The sequence below is a fragment of the Nostoc sp. genome (assembly GCF_036917235.1).
Classification (GTDB): Bacteria; Cyanobacteriota; Cyanobacteriia; order Cyanobacteriales; family Nostocaceae; genus Nostoc.
In genome coordinates, this window is sequence record NZ_JBALDU010000024.1 from 1 (window position 1) to 19,405 (window position 19,405).

The 19,405-nt window shown below is 40.3% G+C and carries 13 protein-coding genes and 1 pseudogene; 12 read left to right on the forward strand and 2 right to left on the reverse strand.

Annotated elements, in window-relative coordinates:
• The first annotated feature begins 640 nt into the window (after nt 1–640).
• The 12 genes and pseudogenes from V7K44_RS08015 to V7K44_RS08070 all read left to right on the forward strand — a co-directional run bounded on the left by V7K44_RS08015 (nt 641) and on the right by V7K44_RS08070 (nt 17,289).
• A complete protein-coding gene (locus V7K44_RS08015) occupies nt 641–1,510 on the forward strand; it encodes a glycoside hydrolase family protein (RefSeq protein ID WP_334930309.1) in 870 nt (289 codons plus the stop codon).
• Between the two features lie 364 nt (nt 1,511–1,874).
• Complete coding sequence (locus V7K44_RS08020; protein WP_334930311.1) at nt 1,875–2,792, forward strand: peptidoglycan-binding protein; 918 nt, start codon at nt 1,875–1,877, stop codon at nt 2,790–2,792.
• 156 nt (nt 2,793–2,948) lie between these two features.
• Nucleotides 2,949–5,135, forward strand: a complete 2,187-nt coding sequence (locus V7K44_RS08025; protein ID WP_334930313.1) for a caspase family protein — start codon at nt 2,949–2,951, stop codon at nt 5,133–5,135.
• A 236-nt stretch (nt 5,136–5,371) separates the two neighbouring features.
• The gene (locus V7K44_RS08030; RefSeq protein WP_334930315.1) at nt 5,372–5,608 is read left to right on the forward strand and encodes a hypothetical protein; all 237 of its coding nucleotides are present in this window, start codon (nt 5,372–5,374) and stop codon (nt 5,606–5,608) included.
• Between the two features lie 212 nt (nt 5,609–5,820).
• Nucleotides 5,821–6,909: pseudogene (locus V7K44_RS08035) on the forward strand (ISKra4 family transposase).
• Between the two features lie 265 nt (nt 6,910–7,174).
• The gene (locus tag V7K44_RS08040; protein WP_334930317.1) at nt 7,175–7,810 is read left to right on the forward strand and encodes a hypothetical protein; all 636 of its coding nucleotides are present in this window, start codon (nt 7,175–7,177) and stop codon (nt 7,808–7,810) included.
• Between the two features lie 163 nt (nt 7,811–7,973).
• Nucleotides 7,974–9,407, forward strand: coding sequence for a lipase/acyltransferase domain-containing protein (locus V7K44_RS08045; RefSeq protein WP_334930319.1), 1,434 nt, complete (start codon nt 7,974–7,976; stop codon nt 9,405–9,407).
• Between the two features lie 16 nt (nt 9,408–9,423).
• Nucleotides 9,424–11,043 (forward strand): CHAT domain-containing protein, encoded by a 1,620-nt coding sequence (locus tag V7K44_RS08050; RefSeq protein ID WP_334930321.1) that lies wholly within the window; start codon nt 9,424–9,426, stop codon nt 11,041–11,043.
• A 198-nt stretch (nt 11,044–11,241) separates the two neighbouring features.
• Nucleotides 11,242–12,615, forward strand: coding sequence for a hypothetical protein (locus V7K44_RS08055; protein WP_334930323.1), 1,374 nt, complete (start codon nt 11,242–11,244; stop codon nt 12,613–12,615).
• Nucleotides 12,616–12,715: 100 nt separating this feature from the next.
• Nucleotides 12,716–14,305, forward strand: a complete 1,590-nt coding sequence (locus tag V7K44_RS08060) for a caspase family protein (protein WP_334930325.1) — start codon at nt 12,716–12,718, stop codon at nt 14,303–14,305.
• A 210-nt stretch (nt 14,306–14,515) separates the two neighbouring features.
• Nucleotides 14,516–16,120 (forward strand): caspase family protein, encoded by a 1,605-nt coding sequence (locus tag V7K44_RS08065; protein WP_334930327.1) that lies wholly within the window; start codon nt 14,516–14,518, stop codon nt 16,118–16,120.
• Between the two features lie 203 nt (nt 16,121–16,323).
• Nucleotides 16,324–17,289 carry a GUN4 domain-containing protein gene (locus V7K44_RS08070; RefSeq protein ID WP_334930329.1) on the forward strand — a complete coding sequence of 322 codons (966 nt, stop codon included), beginning with the start codon at nt 16,324–16,326 and terminating at the stop codon, nt 17,287–17,289.
• Between the two features lie 174 nt (nt 17,290–17,463).
• On the opposite strand, the gene V7K44_RS08075 is transcribed toward V7K44_RS08070, so the two are convergent.
• A complete protein-coding gene (locus V7K44_RS08075) occupies nt 17,464–17,703 on the reverse strand; it encodes a hypothetical protein (RefSeq protein WP_334930331.1) in 240 nt (79 codons plus the stop codon).
• Nucleotides 17,704–17,894: 191 nt separating this feature from the next.
• Nucleotides 17,895–19,379: a WD40 repeat domain-containing protein gene (locus tag V7K44_RS08080; RefSeq protein ID WP_334930333.1), complete on the reverse strand. Its 1,485-nt coding sequence runs from the start codon at nt 19,377–19,379 to the stop codon at nt 17,895–17,897.
• Nucleotides 19,380–19,405: the final 26 nt, after the last annotated feature.

Consider the following 19,405-nt stretch of genomic DNA (forward strand, 5'->3'; position numbering starts at 1 on the left):
CTAATCTAAGCAATACCGTCTTGGCACGTCTCTTCTTAATAATATATTTGTACTATAAGGTTGCGATCGCACTGTGCCAGTTGCGTAAGTCCTGTATAATAAGGTGCTGTATAAAACAGTACTTTATAGCTCAAGCTTTTAGATTTTAGATTTTAGATTTTAGTATGGATGTTGGTCTAGCACTGGGGAGTAATCAACAGGATAAATTGTAGTTTCTGGAGAGTGTTTAAGCACAGAGTTAGTTTCCTCCATCTCTAGACAGTTAGGCGATCGCTTCTCCTGAAAGTCATTAAAAGAGCGATCGCACCCTATTTGTTTTTAGACCAATTGGTTGTGTAGCTACCATACGTATTCAATGCCAGAACCACTTTTTCGCATTGTTTTCCTTGCAATGTGTATCAGAAGAGTGCAAATCAGCTATGTTGTTGTCCCTGCTGATGAAGATGCTATGTCAAATGAAAATATGTAAATTAACCTTAACATCAGTAAATATACTTGACAAAAGTTAAATATATTTCGTTAGATATATTAATATATTTTTTTATAAAAATCCGAAATAATACTTTAATACAGTGTGTTACTAAATAGCAGAGTCTAGTTATATCAGTATATTACCCAATCAAAAGCTAGAAATATTTACATGATTAAACGACTACAAATCTTTCAAGATGGTACTTTGTCAGAACTGGAAGACGAGACCCTCGTCAAAGTAACAGAAACTAAAGGACAAGTGGACTTACTGATTGAAGCTTTGCAGTTCACTCAAGCAGAGACTTTTACAGTTACACCGGACGATGCAGTTCCACGAGGTGTGCCAGAACCGCGATCGTCAATAAAAAGAATTAACGCAGAAGGATTGAGGTTACTACAATCATTTGAGGGATTGTATTTAAACGCATATCTAGACCCAGTTAACGTTTGGACTATAGGTTGGGGGGCTACAGAAGGTGTCCACCAGGGCATGGTGATTACCAAGGCAGAAGCTGAGGAAATGCTGAAAAAAGAATTGAGTAAATTTGAAGCTGCGGTAGCCAATGCTGTCAAAGTCCAAATAAATGACAATCAACATTCAGCCTTGGTGTGTTTTAGCTACAACGTAGGTGTTCGTGCTTTGTCTGACTCAACACTTTTGAAGCTATTGAATCAAGGCAAGTACCAAGAAGCAGCAGACCAGTTTTTGGTATGGGACAAAGCTGGTGGTCAAGCACTGCTAGGTCTATCACGCCGCAGAAGAGCTGAACGCTCCTTATTTTTGAGTGAGCCTTGGGAATTGGCTAAAGCTTGGGAGCCACAAAAAGTGCTGCGTTTGGCTGCACCCGGTCAATCTCTCATTCAAGGGGATGATGTTGTCAAACTTCAGAAAGCCTTAGTCAAAGCTGGTTTTAGTGTTGAAGTTGATGGTTATTTTGGAAATGACACAGATGTAGCAGTCAAACAATTTCAACAAAAGAACGGGTTGACAGTGGATGGTGAGGCAGGTTCAAAAACTTTACAAGCTCTAGGTTTATGAACTAATGGACTTTGGAAAAACTGAACTACAAATATCTTCAAACTGTTTATATTGCACAAGGTTTTTTATAACAAGACGATTAATCAAGCGCAATTAGAAACTGACTACGAAAGAATTTAGAAGAATATTAAGTCATTCGTAGATGATGCTGTCAAAGTTTCAATTGAAGATATTCGTCAGGTTCAAAAAGTCTTGAAACAGTTGGGATTGAGGTTAAACCAGACGGATTTTTTTGCAAATAAATGGACAAGAGGTGAGGCAATTTTAGCAATTGGTAGGTTGAAAGATGGAATTGTCAGTGCTAAAACTCAAAGAATACTGGATTGTAGATTGTTTACTTTTCTAAATAAATAAAGAGGTAAAAATGAGCGACTCTATCAACGATACATTTGATCAATTGGATAACTTGGTTATTGAACCTTGTCTGGAAATTCATGAATTTGAGGAAAGTTCACCGAAAGCAAGTTTTAATGGTTTGCTCAAAGATGCTCCTAGAGCAAATACTTCCGTCCTCAATGCGTTATCTCAGCAATTAATTTATCAGATCAATCTCATTGTCCCAAATGCTTTAGTCAGTTTTGACGATCTAGATGTCGAGTTGGGAGATGCAGCATATCCTTTCGTGCCACCCGCAGCTAAACTGGGATTAAAAAAGGCTATTGAAAAAAGAGGTAGAAAACTTGTTGTTAATTCAGCTTATCGAACTCTCGCACAGCAAATGCTGCTGTTTAATGCCAAAAAAATGGGAGAAAATCCAAATCCTGTAGCTGCACCAGGTAAAAGTAATCACCAAAGTGGCTTGGCACTTGATATTGACGATCGTGATGGTTGGTTACCATTTTTACAAGGTACTGGTTGGGAGCCTCTGGCAGGCGATCCACCACACATTGACTATCGAGGACAAGGTGCTAGAGACCTGCGGAAGGAAACGATACTAGCTTTTCAGCAACTTTGGAACAAGAATCATCCGAATGAGAAGATTGGCGAGGATGGCGGCTGGGGACCTAAAACTGAGAGCGCTTTAAATCGCTCGCCGGCAACGGGTTTTGCAATAGCACCTTGGGACAACAAGCCTAGAATTCTGCGACTCAGCCGCCCTCTAATGGAGGGATCTGATATACGCAAACTTCAGGAGAAGTTACAGGCAGGAGGTTTTGCAATCTCAGTAGCGGATGGTGTCTTTGGATCTGGAACAGATAAAGCCGTTAAGGAATTTCAGAAGCAGAAGAATTTGACTGCCGACGGACTTGTTGGATCTAAGACTCTTGAGTTAATGGCTTGAACTGCTACCCAGAGATTCGACCCAAATTTAAGCTGAACAATGCATTGCTGAATTAGCGTATGTTCTTGAATATCTGAAATATGCATCTCTAGAACATCTGCTAATACAGCAATGCTTTCTTAAGATGAACAAAACTATTAAGGTTGTGGAGTCCAAATGGCTGAAGAAACTAATCAAATACCAAACTTATATGCTTTATTAATAGGCATTGATTGCTATATGCCTAATAGACTACCAGATGGCAGTCGCTACAAAAACCTTGGGGGATGTGTACGGGATATCAATCATGTAGAGGCTTTTTTAAAAGATACTAGGAAAGTTCCAAAAACTCAGATTTTAAAGCTGACGGCTTCTATCAATCCCGACCAGCCAGATCAAGAACAGCCTGTGGAACCTCCAGAAAAACTACCCACTCGCAAAAATATAGTAGATAGTTTTAGAAAATTAGGTGAAACCGCTCCAGAGGGGGCACAGGTTTACATCCAATATTCTGGGCATGGGGGACGGGCGAAAACAGTGTTTCCTGACATTAAAGGGGCTGGTGAAATCGATGAAGGACTAGTACCTACTGATATTGGGACTTCAGAAGGGCAGTACGTCCGCGATTTGGAACTTGCTCAACTCTTGAAAGAATTGGTAGATAAAAAACTTACTGTTACTCTTGTGTTGGACTGTTGCCATTCAGGTGGTGCAACACGGGGAGATGCAGAAATCCGAGGTATGAATGTTGAGGATGACAAACCTCTCAAAGATAGCTTTGAACCTGTTGCTCCACCGGAAGTTTTGGTTGCAACTTGGCAGTCTTTAACAGGCACAGGAACTCGTGGACTCAAAGCAGGTGGAGTACCTGAGTCAAGAGATTATGTTCTTTTAGCAGCGTGTCGTCAAAATGAATTTGCCTTTGAGTTTCCTTTCAACCGAGAAACCAAAGAAAAAAATGGTGCATTAACCTATTGGCTACTAGATACTTTAAAGCAACCATATCCTGGGCAAACATACAAGGATTTGTTTGAGCGCATCAATGCGAAAATTCACAGCCAGTTTCCTACACAAACGCCAATACTCTTAGGTGAGGGCAATCGTAAAATTTTCGGGACTGAGTTTGGAGAGACTGTAAATACAGTAGCTGTAATGCAAGTCGAGTTGAACGCTGAAACTACGGAAAACCAAGTTGTACTAGCTGTGGGGCAAGCAAATGGCGTTTCCAAGGGAGCAGAGTTTGCTATTTATCCTCGCACGACAACTGATTTTACCAAAAAAGAAAATCGAATTGCGATCGCCAGAATTATTCAGCGCGGTAGTACTCAATCTCTGTGTAAACTTGAACGAATTGAAGGCAAGGAACAGAAGGTTGAACAGGGAGATCAAGCTGTTCAAATTTCTGCATCAATTAATCTTGTGCGTAAAGTTTCGCTATTTCATCAGGAAAAAGCAACACTAGAGGAACTGGCTCAATCAAAGCTACCTTCCAATATACTTCGCTCTGAAATTTTTGAACGCCAAGATGCTGCTCTAGAAGCTATCAAAAATGCACTACCTGGAAATGGTTGGGTAGAATTGGCAGAAGAGTTTGTCAGTACTGATGATGATGCTGGAATTGATTATATTGTTGCTGTAAATAACGTCGGAGAATACGAAATCTCCGATAGTAGCGGTATTCCTTTCAAAAATATCAACTCGCCTTTAAAGATTGATGACTCAGGTGCGCCTGCAACAATTGTGAAGCAGCTTGTCCATCTTGCAAAGTATAAGGCTACTTTAGAGTTAGATAATGCAGATACAGACTCTCCGTTATCTGGGAAGTTAACAGTTGAATGGCTGGGAACATCAAATACTTTTGATAAAGGTGATCCCATTCCTAGAAAGAATCAATTAAAACCATTTGCAGATCCAAGCAAACCAACTGTCAAAATTGGTGAATATATCTTTCTATCTATCCGAAACGATTCCACCCAAACACTTAATGTTGCAGCGCTAAACCTGGAAGCTGACTGGGCGATTGAGCAAATTCTTCCGCTAACAGAGACATTCATTACGCTGGAACCTGGTAGAGATAAAGTTGTGCCATTAAAGCCTGCTCTTGATGGTGAAGGTAACAAGGTAGAGAATACTGTCAAAGTTTTTGGAACACTGGATGCAGCAAACTTCCGGTTTTTGGAGCTTCCATCATTAAATGCACAACTCAAATCTAAGACGCGATCAGGTATCCTTCCAAGAAATCCTTTAGAAGCACTATTGGCTGCAATTGATCATGAAAAACCCCAAACTCGCAAGTTAACTGTCGCCGCATCTCCTAGTACTGAATGGACAACAAAACAGGTAATATTGACTATTACTCAATAGTCTAATTAAGTTACTGCAAACTCCTCCTAACGGCGGTTTTGAAGCGGGTCTTAAGGATTGAGGCGATCGCCCAAACATATCATTGAAGATCAAGCAGGTCAAGTGTAGTCTGTGGCAGATTAGCCCTGATGGTTCTAAAATTGCTAGTGCGAGTGCAGACTTAACCGTAAAGCTGTGGAATATCTAGATGGGGGAGTTGTGCCGCGATCGCTTTCTCGAAGGGGTTCTATCGTGGATTGGGATATGACTGTCCGATTGAGGAAGCGTTCGAGCTTGGTCGTAATGCTATTCAGCTTGAGATATCCGGTAGTTCAAAGGTACGATCGGCAGAGACTGTACAAGATCGCAAACTGAATGTAATAAATGTGGTTGCGACCACTGTGATTCCAGAACACTTGAAACCAATTTTCAAAAGAAAACCATCTCTCGCATCTGTTCCTAATTCGACACTTTCTGAAGAAGGGCGGCTGTAATTCAACTGGATATCGACAAATCACTGGAGGCAGACTCCAAGGTCAAACAGTACCGCGATCAAGTTAGAGAGTATTTAGAAGATCGTATATTAGCGGATTACGAAAAGCTTCTTCTCGATGAATTGAGGGTTGAATTAGGGGGAGCATCCCAGTTTTTTGCAAAGAAGGCGAAAATCAGTCAGGATAGGTAAGACGAGTGTATTTACTTACCGATGACCCCAGAAAAAAAGCAAGCTCTTCAAGAACATATTCAGGCGATGCCTGCGGCGGGCTACGCCTACGCTAAAATATTGTATGAAGATATCGTCACCAGAAAGGCTAACAAACCTTGCAGGAATTGAAGAGGCAGTGCGAAGTCAAATGCAGAAGCACGTCATGCCAGAAGTAGGGGTTTTTTTATCGAAACGATTACAGGCACAAGCGCAGGATATCAACGACGACTGAAAAGTATTTTGGGAGAATTGCCAATAACAAGCAAGCAGGCGCAGCAATTGGAAGTCCCGAACAGTAATCAATTGAGTCCTTATCTGGAAATTTGCTGTCTACGTGTGAGTGCTAATGTCAGCTATGAAGATGCAGCAGCAGATATTGAGTATTTTACAGGCGTACAAGTTTCCCGTAGCAGCCAACAGAGATTGGTGCATCGTCAAAACTTTGAATTGCCGATACAAGAAAACACAGTTGAAGAATTAAGCGTCGATGGTGGAAACATTCGTGTTCGTACTACTGAAGGTGAAATATGCGCTTGGCTTGGCTATAAAGCGATTAGCTTACATCACAATGGAATGGTGGGAACGTCCTTTCAAGATAATCAGGTTGTCATTGATTGGGTTAATCATCAACCACTAGCTAGCACTGTTACTTGTGTTGGTGATGGACATGATGGTATTTGGAATATCGTTGACCAACTAGCCCCTGATGTACAGCGCCGATAAATACTTGATTGGTTTCACTTGATAGAAAACCTTCACAAAATTGGGGGTTCACAAAAACGGTTGAAACAAGCACAAGCCTTATTATGGAAAGGTCAAGTAGAAGAAACCAAAGCTTTATTTACTGGTTGTCGGGGTAAACAAGTACAAAATTCCTGCCGTTATCTCGATAAGCATTGCCATCGTATCATTAACTACGAATATCACCAAGCTGAAGAAATTTGTTCAATTGGTTCTGGGTCAGTTGAATCTGCCGTTAAACAGATTGACCGTCGAACAAAGATTTCTGGGGCGCAATGGAAACGAGAAAATGTGCCTCAAGTTCTTGCCCATCGCTGTGCTTACCTCAATGGATTATTGTCGGTTTGAGCCACTTCAAAAACTGAGATGCTCCCCTGACATTCTTCCTGCATACGCCACGCCATGTACTAATGTCATAACCGAAGTTAAGTGGGGAGTATATCCTCATGTTGTTTTACACTATCGAAAATCTGAAGATGGTTGTCGCCATGAGCCAGTACAAATATCTGACGACTCAATTAAGGATTATATAGTTTATCCTGAAAAAATTGAATCTATTAGTCCATATGAAAAAGTCTAAATTTTCTATCCTTCCAAACTTGGCAAAATTGAAATGGAAATTATAGATACTCCAAGCTTTAATGACCACTTAAATTTTTCAGAAGTGATAGAGAAATATTGTATCGGTTTTTTTGAACCATTTGATGTAGTTGATGCCGTTGTTTTTGTCTTTTCATGTGAGACATTAGCTAATCGAACTGAAATCGATTTGATTGAGGATTTTAAAATCGTTTATGATAAAGATCTCTTTTTTGTCTGTAACAGGTTTGATGAAATACCCAAAAAGTATGAAAAACAGGTAAAAGAATATGCACTTTCTAAGTTAACATTTTATACTCAAAAAGGAGAGAATAGAATATTTTTTGTTAGTGTTCTTAACGCTTTAGAAGGCTATCTTGATAATGATAAAGAAAGAGGTTTTAAATCAGGGGTATTTGATTTTGAGAAAGAAATTAATAATTTATTTTTGAAGAAAAAAAGGCTAAATTTATCCACCTTTGCTTCAAAGTTAGCAACGTTGATTGCTAATCTAAAAGAACAAATATTTAAAGTTTGTGAATCGGTGGAACACCTAAAACGTAGAGATTTAAATGAAGAAATAGAATTTGAAGTCCAGCAAAAGATTACAGCAATTCAATTGGATCGAATTGAGAAGCAACTCAGGGAAGTATGTTCTTTAATGGATTAATCTACGAAAACTTTAATTCCTTACTTACCTTCATGCCAAAGCTAGGTGAGGGTTGAATTTTTATCTCTTGTTTGTACATCCTTTTGCAACAAGTAAACTTAAATGACAAAATTAGTATGCGATCGCGCAAATCAATTTCCACTCAATAACATAAAAGAACACTATGGCTAATAAAGCCCCCATGAAAGATATGATCGTCATCCTTCCCGGCATTCTGGGAAGCGTCTTACAAAAAGATGGCAACGACCTTTGGGCAGTCTCAGGTCAGGCGATCTGGCAAGTACTAACTAATTTAAGTAACACAATCCACAGCCTCAAATTAGCTCAAGATGATCCGATCGCTGAAAGCTTAGGCGATGGCATTCGAGCAACTTCACTGATTCAAGACACCCATCTCATTCCGGGATTTTGGAAAATTGACGGTTACACTCAAACTTCACGTTTGATTACAGACAACTTTAACGTTACTCTAGGCGATATCTATAACGATCCAGACGATAAAGCTGCCAACTTCTACCAGTTTCCCTACGACTGGCGACGGGATAATCGGGCCAATGCACACATCTTGAAAAAACTGATCGATAAGCGTCTAAAACGTTGGCGTGAAGCCAGTGGAGCTTCTGACGCTAAAGTTATTTTGATGGCTCATAGTATGGGAGGTTTAGTCTCTCGCTATTACCTGGAAGTCTTAGAAGGTTGGCGTGATTCTCGTGCCTTATTCACCTTTGGTACGCCCTATCGCGGTTCTCTCAAAGCCGTAAACTTTTTGGCAAATGGCTACAAGCAGCAATTTCTCGATCTCACAGAGGTAATGCGATCGCTCACTTCCATTTATCAACTCCTACCTATCTACGAAGTAGTCAAAATTGGAGAAAGCTACAAGCGTATTGCGGAAGCTGACGGACTCCCTAACATCGATAAACGTAAAGCGCAAGATGCCTTAGCGTTTTATCGAGAAATTGAAACTGCCGTAGAACAACACCTTAAACTTGAGGAGTACCGCCAGTCGTTTACTGTTGTGCCGATCGCTGGTGTGCAGCAGCCAACCTTGCAATCTGCCATTCTGGAAAACGGCAAGCTGACGGCAAGTGAAGATTTGCCAGGTATACTTCACAATCGATTTGACTTAAGTGATGGTGACGGTACGGTTCCCCAAGTTTCGGCTATCCCGATCGAGCGATCAAAGAACTTTGATAACTTTTTCATTGCTGAACAGCATGGCGCATTGCAAAATCAAAAGCAAGTGCTACAAAACCTACTCAAATGTTTAGAGTTGAGTCAGTTTGATTTGGCAAATGTAAGAGCTGCCCAGGCAGCTATCAGTCTCAGTTTAGATGATTTGTATTTACCCGATGAACCTGTAAGCATTCGGGCAAGAGTAACGGGGGCAATCTCATTTGGAAAACTTCAAGCCGAAATCACATCGGTTTCGCATGAGCAACCTGCTGTCAATCTTGACTTTGTGGAACGAGAACGTGACTGGCTATTGATAATCGATCACTTGCAACCTGGACTTTATCGAGTGAGAGTGCAAACAGAAAACTTAAGCGATCAAGCCCCAACTCCTGTTCACGATCTGTTTGAAGTTGTTCGGTAGAGGTAGGCAATCCAGCATGAAACGAATTTTAATTCTGGCATCTAATCCCAAAGGAACCTCAGTTCTTGATTTGGATCGAGAAATCCGAGATATTCGAGAAGGACTGAAGCTATCGCCAAACCGCGATGAATTTGACATCGAAGTACGGGGAGCAGTCCGCCCCAGCGACTTGAGACGCGCCATGCTGGAGGTAAAACCACAAATTGTTCATTTTTGTGGACATGGCAGTGGAAAAGACGGATTGGTGTTAGAGAATGATCAGGGGAATGAGCATTTTGTCAATAGTGATGCACTTTCAAAACTATTTAAACAATTCTCGGACAACGTAGAGTGTATCCTGCTGAATGCGTGTTACTCTGAAGTCCAAGCAGACGCACTTATCCAGCATATTAATTATGTGATTGGTATGAGCCGCGAAATTGGGGATGAAGCAGCGATCGCCTTTTCCATAGGATTTTATGATAGCGTTGGGGCTGGAAGAACTGTTGAAGTTGCCTATGAGCTAGGGTGCAACTCAATTCAGATGGAGCTTTCTTCTCCCTCCCTTCAAAGCCGTAAACTGATCCCAATTCAGTCTCCTGAAGATAGGCAAACTCTAGTCTCTCCCGACCACTTGATTCCCGTACTGAAGAAAAAACAGAATCTCAATACTATTGTTGCATCTGCAAATCCTCCGGTGCCTACCAATAAATCTCAACTTGAACCCCTGATTGGTCATTCAGACTGGATTCGTTCTCTGGCTTTCAGTCCCGATGGCAAAACAATATTGAGTGGCAGTAACGATAAAACAGTCAGATTATGGGATGTAGAAACGGGGCAACTTTTACATTTACTCACAGGTCATCGAGATAGAGTTAAGGGCGTTGGCATCAGCCCAGATCGACAACTATTGCTGAGTTGTAGTGCAGATGGTAATGTCAAAGCTTGGGATGAAAATCAACTAACAACCAAAAAAACTGGAGACTGCCGTTATACCATCCGCGCATCTTCCAAGCCCATTACCCTTGTTCATTCCCTGCCCATTAGCCCAGATTCCCAACGTCCGATTTTTGCAACTGGAGCAGAGCATGGCAAAGTATCATTATGGCGTTTGGAAACTGGCGAATGGATACGCACGTTCCAAGCACATAGCAGTCCAGTTATTTCCCTGAGTTTCAGTCCAGATGGACAAATGTTGGTAAGTGGTAGTGTCAATAGCACGATTAAAGTTTGGCAATTAAATGAGAATTCTAATCAGCCACTCCATATCATCGCCCACGCTCATCTGAGTGAAGTCTTATCGGTGGCAATTAGCCCTGATGGTCAAACATTGGTAAGTGGCGGAGCAGATAGAACAATCAAACTTTGGGATTTAACAACTGGAATGAAAAAGATATCCCACATCCTCGAAGGTCATGCAGGTCGTGTTTGGTGTGTTGCTATTAGTCCAGATGGTACAAAAATTGCTAGTGCTAGTGCGGATTATACTGTGAAGATTTGGGATTTAAAAACAGGAAAGATTCTTCAAACCTTCACTGGCCATTTGGGTGAAGTTCGTGCTGTCGCTTTTAGCCCAAATGATGAAAATCTTCTGGCTAGTGGCGGCGATGACTTGGAGATCAGGCTTTGGCAAATTCAACCAACAGATGCCGCTTGATGAAGACTTTTGACGTTGACCTCAAGTAATAACCTAAACTGATGATTGAATAAATCAACCAAATAAGTGATACTGACATCACTTATTCAACCCAATATTTACAGAGCTTGACCTGTGCAGCAAGGGCGATGTCTGACAAGAAGCCTCTGCACCTCTACCCTTACAGCTTGCATTGGTATTAACGAGAAGGTTATATAGATGAAACAACTGCTGCCTACAATACTATTATCTCTTGTTCTAATGCAAGCACCAGTCCTTGCACAAACAGAGTCTGCGCCTGAAGTGAATGAACAAAAGCCTGTAACAGCAGTAATACCTCAAACAACAAAGCCTGATGCAGTCCCAAAATTGCTGCCATTGAAGGGAACAGAGCAAATCCGCCTTCAGCTAGTTAATTGTGGAGGGTGGCTAGACTGCGCTTTAGCTCGGCTACTGTTACCTGCTAGCGCATATATCAACCAACGCGAACTTCGTTTTGATAATTCTACTTTGGTTCCTGTTAATATTCTCAACACAGCAGTAGTTGTAGAAGGTGATTTTACAGGGTATCAGCTTAATAACCAAGCTATTTCTCTTTCTCAAGATATCAAAACCCTACCTGCCAATCAAATTATCAGCATCCCGCTCATCCTTGGGCGTTCTGTAATACCTCCCGATCAGTATAATGGAGCAGTTTACCTGACCCTGCAAAATCGTAGCGATCGCCTCTCTCTGCCAATTAACTTAAGCGCTCGGAGTGGCCCGCTATTTCCACTGATTGTTCTGTTATTTGGTGTGGTTTTGGGCAGACTTTTCAAGTATATGCAGGAGCGCGGTGAGCCACAAGCAAAAGCACTCGAAGAAGTCTACCGTTTGCAAGCAGATATTGCCGGGGCAAAATTAGAAGATCAGAATAAACAGTTATTAGCAGGTATGGTAACTGAAGTTCGCACACTTGTAGTCCGCGAGCGATTGGATGTTGTACCAACTCAAGTGCAAACAATTCGCGATCGCCTCGAAACCCTAGTCAAACTGCAAGCACTAGAAGATCAGTTTAATCAGCAAGCACAGAATTCTCCTACTGATTTTCCTGCGGACGAAGATGAATACGTAAGAAAAATTAAACAAGCTCGGCTACGTATTGCTGAGGGAAAAGATGCCGATGCGAAAAAAGTATTAGAGGAAATTAGTTCGGACTTAGACAAAATTGGTGCCAGAGGAGCAGGAAATTCCAGTATTGAAGCCTATAAGCGATCGGTAGAAAATATTACAGTTGCAACTGATCGCATAAACCAACCGGCTGGGGAAAAGACTATACCCAGTCGATTAGGTAAACTCCAACAGCTTTTGGTTAATCTTTCTGGTGTGTCCGATCAGGTTCGTGCTGAAGCAACTTTCTGGGTGGTGCGTCCGTTACTATCTCTAACTTTGCTTGTTGGCTTATCGGCTGCGGGTATCAGTTCTCTTTATATAGAGAATGGCACCACTTTCGGTGCTAGACCTTTTGCCGATTATTTAGGACTGATTCTGTGGGGACTTAGTGCTGATGTTGCGAGTCGTAGCTTGAGTAATCTTCCAGGAGCAAAGCCATAAAAGCAACAGTTATTTAATGCTGGTAAAGTAGAGAGCGATCGCTTTCATCTTGTTTTAAAGAATCCCAAACAACCTTCTAATTCAAATCAACCATAGCACTATGACTAACCCAACAAACGAAAACTCTGACCTCGAACGCAAGCTTATACCTGTGGTTACTGAAATTGAACCTGTCGAGCAAGGGCGATCGCTTGTCGTAGTAATTGGCATTAACGAATATGTTCACTGGCAAAAACTCAAGAATGCTGTTCAAGATGCAGTAGGAATTCAACAAGCTCTTATTGATAAACTGGGATTTACCGCACCTAACTTTTCCCCTCTTCTAGATAGTGCTGCAACTAAGATGGCAATTGAATCTCTGATTGAGGATCAGTTATATAACTTTTTGGAAGAAGACGATAGTTTGATATTGTTTTTCGCTGGTCATGGAAGCACTCGTGTTGAAAGAGGAGGCAAGATTACAGGGTTTCTTGTTCCTGTAGAAGCAGACAAATCCTGGAGCAGTTATATCAAGATTGAGCGATTTCTACAGGATATTGGCACTCTTCGCGCAAGGCATATTTTGGTAATTTTGGATTCCTGTTTTAGTGGCATTGCTTTGGGCAACGCGATGATTATACATCGGGATGCTATCCAATATAGAGAAGATTTGGGCAAGCGAATGAGTCGCAAAGTGATTACCTCAGCCCGCTATGAACAAACTGCGCTCGATGGTGGGCCTATTCCAGGTCATTCTCTATTTACTGGAACATTAATTGATGGTATTAACTCGGATAAGGCTGATACAGATGCTAATGGATTCATTACATCTTTTGAATTAGGGCATTTCCTCCAGAGCCAAGTTGGTAATGGATCTAATCAAAAACAAACTCCCGACTATGGGACATTTTGTGATGATATGGATGAACGAGGGGAGATGGTTATGGTTATCCCTCTAGGTAATCAAAGTTTTGAGCAGATCAAAAATCGGGCTTCTTCTACATTGGATAGTGGCCAATTGACAACTTTTAAAGAGCTTGTTGAACAGCTAATACTTCTTAAACCCTCTAGTCCTAAAGCACTCTACCTAGAGTACAGGTTGGTGGTTATTGAAGGAAACTTTGAGAAGGCAAATCTAATCATAGATAGACTTTCGCAGCTTAACTTAGTTAAAGGAATAATTCCCTTCTCAGAAAATGCTTTATGGGAGCTAAAAAATAATCTCCCATACTGGATGCCTGTTCTTAAAATTAATGAAATTGAATCTAGTATTGACTTCACAGTATTAACTGGCAAAAATTCAGCATCGCTTGAGCCTGTTTATGAGCAAGCTATTGGAGAGGTGCAAGGATATTCTATTTCAAACAACGCTATTTTTCAAGTTTGCTTAAAAAATATTACAAATTTTCCAGTATATGTCTATGCGATTCAAATTACTCCATCAGGTTTCCTCGATTCAGTTATACTCTTAAAATCTCAGGCTATGCTAAATGGTTTAATGCCAGAAACAATTGAATTGACTTATCCATTTACTCCAGGGCAAGAGCCTGGTATAGGTGAGATACGGCTATTTACGTCACCTCAAAAACTTGAATGGTTTATGTTTCCTCCTAAGCCAGGTGCAAAAGATTATCTCCCAACTATTGATGTTAATGAGATAAAAAATATGAAAATGAGGTCAATTATTTATAGGGTAGAAACAAATTTTTAAAAATATCAAAGATATAGTAAACGTCAAGTAATCAATACTTTAGTATAAATGACTTCTAACTTATTTAATAATTTATCCAGAGAAATAAAAATATATTAATTTTGAATTTAGTCTTCTGAGTTCAGTTGTAAATATAAAATTTATTTTTCAATCAGGTTTCCCTCTTAAACAAAAACAGGTATGGTTTCCTGCAATCAAAGTATAAACAACATGACTGAGCAAACAAACGAAACATCAAATATAGAACGTAAGCTTGTAGCTGTTGCCACTGAAATTGAACCTGTCGAGCAAGGGCGATCGCTTGTCGTCGTAATTGGCATTAACGAATATGTTCACTGGCAAAAACTCAAGAATGCAGTTCAAGATGCGATCGGGCTACAACAAACCCTTATTGACAAGCTGGGATTTTCAGCACCGATATCTCCATTGCTCAATGAAGCAGCAACCAAAACAGCAATCACATCTCTGATTGAGGATCAGCTTCGTGACGAGTTACAGGAAGATGATAACTTAGTGCTGTTCTTTGCAGGGCATGGGCATACCCGTGTTGACAAAATAGGCGGCAGAGTTATTGGAGAAACTGGGTTTATCGTTCCAGTAGAAGCACGAGGGCCAAAGGAAGTTTGGGGTGATTACATTCAAATTGATCCACTCCTTCAGTCCATCAGCAGACTTCCTGCAAGACATATCCTCGTCATTCTCGATTCTTGCCACAGTGGTTTCGCTTTGGGTGAAGCGATGAAAAGCTTTCGGGATGCAGTTCGCTACGAAAAAGACCTCAGCAGTCGGATCAGTCGCAAAGTGATTACCTCTGCTCGACGGGAACAACTTGCACTGGATGGGGGCCCTATTCCTGGTCACTCACTATTTACTGGCACATTAGTTGATGGCTTCAACTGGGGCAAAGCAGATTTAGATGGAAATGGACTGATAACTTCTTCAGAATTAGGGTTATTTATTCAGCAAAAAGTTGGTCAAGCTTCGGAGTCAAAGCAAACTCCAGACTTTGGCTCATTTTATCATGATGATCGAGGTGAAATGGTAATTTCATTACGAGATCAAAGCTTTGATGCTCTTAAAGCTCGTGCTTTCTCAGCTTTTCAAAGCGGTGAAATTACTACTTTCAAGGATCTTGTTAAACAGATTATTTCTCTTACAACATCTAGCCCTGAAGCCTTGTATTTAGAGTATAGACTGAAATTTTTGGACAATGACTTTAAAAGGTCTGCTGAGGTTATAGATCAGCTTTTAGAACTAAATCCAAAAGATGGAGTTATTCTGCTTTCACATAATGATCTTTGGAATCTACAAGCACAGTTTTACTGTTGGCAACCTGTACTAGCAATTCTAGAGGTAGAATTTCCTCTTGAAGTAGCTATTCTAGTAGGTCCCAAAAGTAGTCAGTTGAAGGAAGCAAAGCAGGAGAAAATTGGTGAAACTACTGGTTGTTTTATCGGTTATAAAGATAGATTTCAACTCAGTATAAAGAATTCTACTGAATCTTCAATGCATATATATATGATCGAGATTGATTCATGTGGTCGCTTTGAACCAGTAACTCTTTGGGATGATGAGGATGTTTTGCTAGATGGTTTGCCATCTGGAGAAACAAAATTAACGTATCCTTTTATTCAAACTGAAAGTGCAGGTATATGTGAATTACGTTTATTTTCATCACCCAAAAGACTACGCTTCTTTTTATTTCCGGCGGCACCAGGCACACGAGGATATGTAGTTGAAAAGATTAAAGATTCTGATTTAAAAATGATAAAAATGAAGTCAATTCGCTATAGTACTTCTCCAAGAATGGTATAAATAATCATAGCTAAAAGAATGCTTTTGAAGCTTATCAAAATGCCCTAAAAATCGTTAAAAAATTGTGGTTATCGAATTGCATAAGGTAATATTAACTTTACTAATAACCGGAATATAGTCATCCATAGTCATTCATTTTATAGTGGCAAAAGTGGAGTATTTAAGTTAAATCAAATAACTAAAAATAATGATAAATTAAAAAAATGAAAAAGATTTTAATTATTGCAGCTAACCCTCCTGCTACCTCTCGATTACGCTTGGAGCAGGAAATACGGGATGTTGAAGAAGCGATTCGGCGATCGCGTTTCCGTGAGCAGTTTAAACTGGAAATCAGAGTTGCTGCCCGTCCGATTGACATGCGACGCGCTTTACTTGACATTGAACCTCAGATTGTTCATTTCTGCGGTCATGGAGAAGGACAATCAGGGCTAGTTTTGGAAGATGTAACTGGTCTGCCAAAATTGGTTAGTAGCGAAGCGCTGTCGAGCTTATTTCAGCTTTTTACTAACAGTGTTGAATGTGTACTGTTAAATGCTTGCTATTCTGAGGTTCAGGCAGATGCAATTGTTCAGCATATTAATTATGTCATTGGCATGAACCAGGAAATTCGAGATGATGCCGCGATCGCATTTGCCGTTGGCTTTTATGATGCTCTTGGAGCAGGAAGGTCGGTTGAATTTGCCTACAAGCTAGGCTGTGTTGCTATTCAAACCGCTATACATAAGAATACAACAGGCGATCGGAAATTAATACCAGTTGATGTAGTTGGTGAAAGCCGAACCATTGAAGAACATTTGAAGCCAGTTTTAAAGAGGAAAAGACTCACCTTTGACTACACCAGATTGGAAGACCTTTTGAAAACGGGACGTTGGAAGGAAGCCGATCAAGAAACGTTTACTATCATGCTAAGGATTGCTGACTGTGAAGCTAAACAATACCTGGATGTAGAGGATATCCAAAAATTTCCATTTGAGGATTTGAAAACTATTGATAACTTGTGGATAACCCATAGCAATAGCCATTTTGGGTTCACTGTTCAAAATAAAATTTGGAAGAGTAAAGAAATTGATGGCAATCCCCATTCAGGTGTGAAAACATTTCGCGCTTTTGGTGACTATGTAGGATGGCGAATGAAATACACTGTAGATCGTAAAGAAGATTACAAATAGCGAGATTACGATAGTGTGCTGTTTAGCCTTAAAGCTCCGAAAGGACATTTACCTTGGGGAGGATGGGGCGATCCAGGAAAGTTCAAACGCTGGCGACTTGGCTATCTGTTTGCCCGCTTTGATTAAACCTAAAGACGGGAAATTTCCCGTCTATACATTATTTTTCTGAGAAGTCTATGAATCCTTTGGTATACTCTTTAGTGCTTGTTCCGTCTTGTCAAGTAAATTTTTGGCTTCCTTATGATCCTTTGTTTTTAGACAATCTGTGAAGATTTGTTTTGCTGTCTGCAATTTACTGCCAGCACTACCAAACTGCTTGTGATCAATGTCTTCTAAACCCTGTTTATACAAATTTTCACCATCTTTTAAAGAAGAATCACCATCTGCAAAAGAAGAATTGTCTGCGTAAGTCATAGATGAACTCCTGTTTAATGGATAGCGATAACACCTAATTTGTCTATTCAGTGGAAATTTCAGAAACGCTCTGTACCACTTCTTGATGGAAATGCCTCTGAGCTATTAACAAGGTTACAATAAATTAAGTGTAACCCGATCATCAATTTAATATATTTATAACTGAATTGACTGATGTACTTTACTTATTATCAAGAATAAAGCGCGGTACAAAAATCTCCCTTACTGTTCTGGCTAGAGGTCAGATAGTCATCTATCCAATTGCAACTACGCTTCAATAAATTATCCAAATCTAAGTTTCGCAGCATTACTTGTCCGTCACTATCAGCCGAGGCAAAGGTCTTACCATCAGGACTAAAGCTGATATTCTTCACAGGTGCATTGTGTCCGCTTAAGTCTGGCAGTGGCTGATAATCGTATAAGTTCCAGAACTTAATAATTTTGTCCTCACCTGCTGAAGCTAATATGTGATCGGTGGGGCTAAATGTAACTTGGTTAACAATGTCTGAATGAGGCAAAATCTTAATCGTCTGACCATTTAGATGCCAAAGCCTTACGGTTTTATCCTCACTAGCAGAAGCAATTGTTTTGCCATCAGGACTAAAACTCACATCTAAAACAGCTTTTATATGTCCGAGAAACGTTTTGTATAATTTGCCATTCAAACTCCAAAGCTTCACTGTGCGATCGCGGTTAGCTGAAGCAATCATTTTGCCATCAGGGCTAAAGCTAATGCTTGTTATTTCACTACTTTGAGTAGGGAAAGTTTTGATTAATCTGCCGTCCAAATTCCAGAGGTTAATAGTTTTGTCAGCACTAGCTGAAGCAATCATTTGACCGCGAGGGCTAAAGCTAATTCTGATCACTGAACCGTTATGCCCTTGCAATGTACGTAGTAACTTTCCATCTAAATTCCATAGTTTTATTGTAGAGTCAGCACTAGCAGAAGCAATTATCTGACCATCCGGGCTAAAGCTTACCTGATAAATAGGCTTCTGATGTCCTGAAAAATAGCAGAATAATCGCTTACCATCCCGTTGCCAAAGGCTGATAGTTTTACCTGTTCCTGTGACAATCATCTGGCTGTCTGGACTGAAACTGAGGCTTGTACCTTTAACGTTAGCGGTAGCAAAATTATCAATATCCCAGATTCTAATAGTCCGATCTTCACTTGCTGAGGCAATCATTTTGCCATCATTACTGAAGTTAACATCTGTGACATCATTATCATGACCGATAAAGGTATGTAGGAGTTTTCCATCTTTTAGATTCCAAAGTTTCACCGTGCGATCTGCACTTGCCGAAGCGATAGTTTTGCCATCTGAACTCAAAGCTAAACGCAAAACTTTATCCCTATGGCGTTCTTGAAAGTTCATTATGAATTTTCCGTTGTTGATATTCCACAGTTTTATGGTTCCGTCACCAATTGCTGAAGCAATTGTTTGACTATCCACAAAAAGTACCCCAAAAACATCATTGCTCTCGTGAATAGTTTTGATTAATTTGCGATTTTTTAGACTCCAAAGTTTAATTGTGTTATCGGCACTGGCAGAAGCGATAGTTTTACCATCTGCACTAAAACTCAAATTGTTAACGCGATCAGTATGTGTAACGACCTGCAATACTAATCGCTCAAACCTGCAATCAAGACATTTACAAACCAGGATTAACTGCAACTATAATTACACTTCAGCCAGGATTA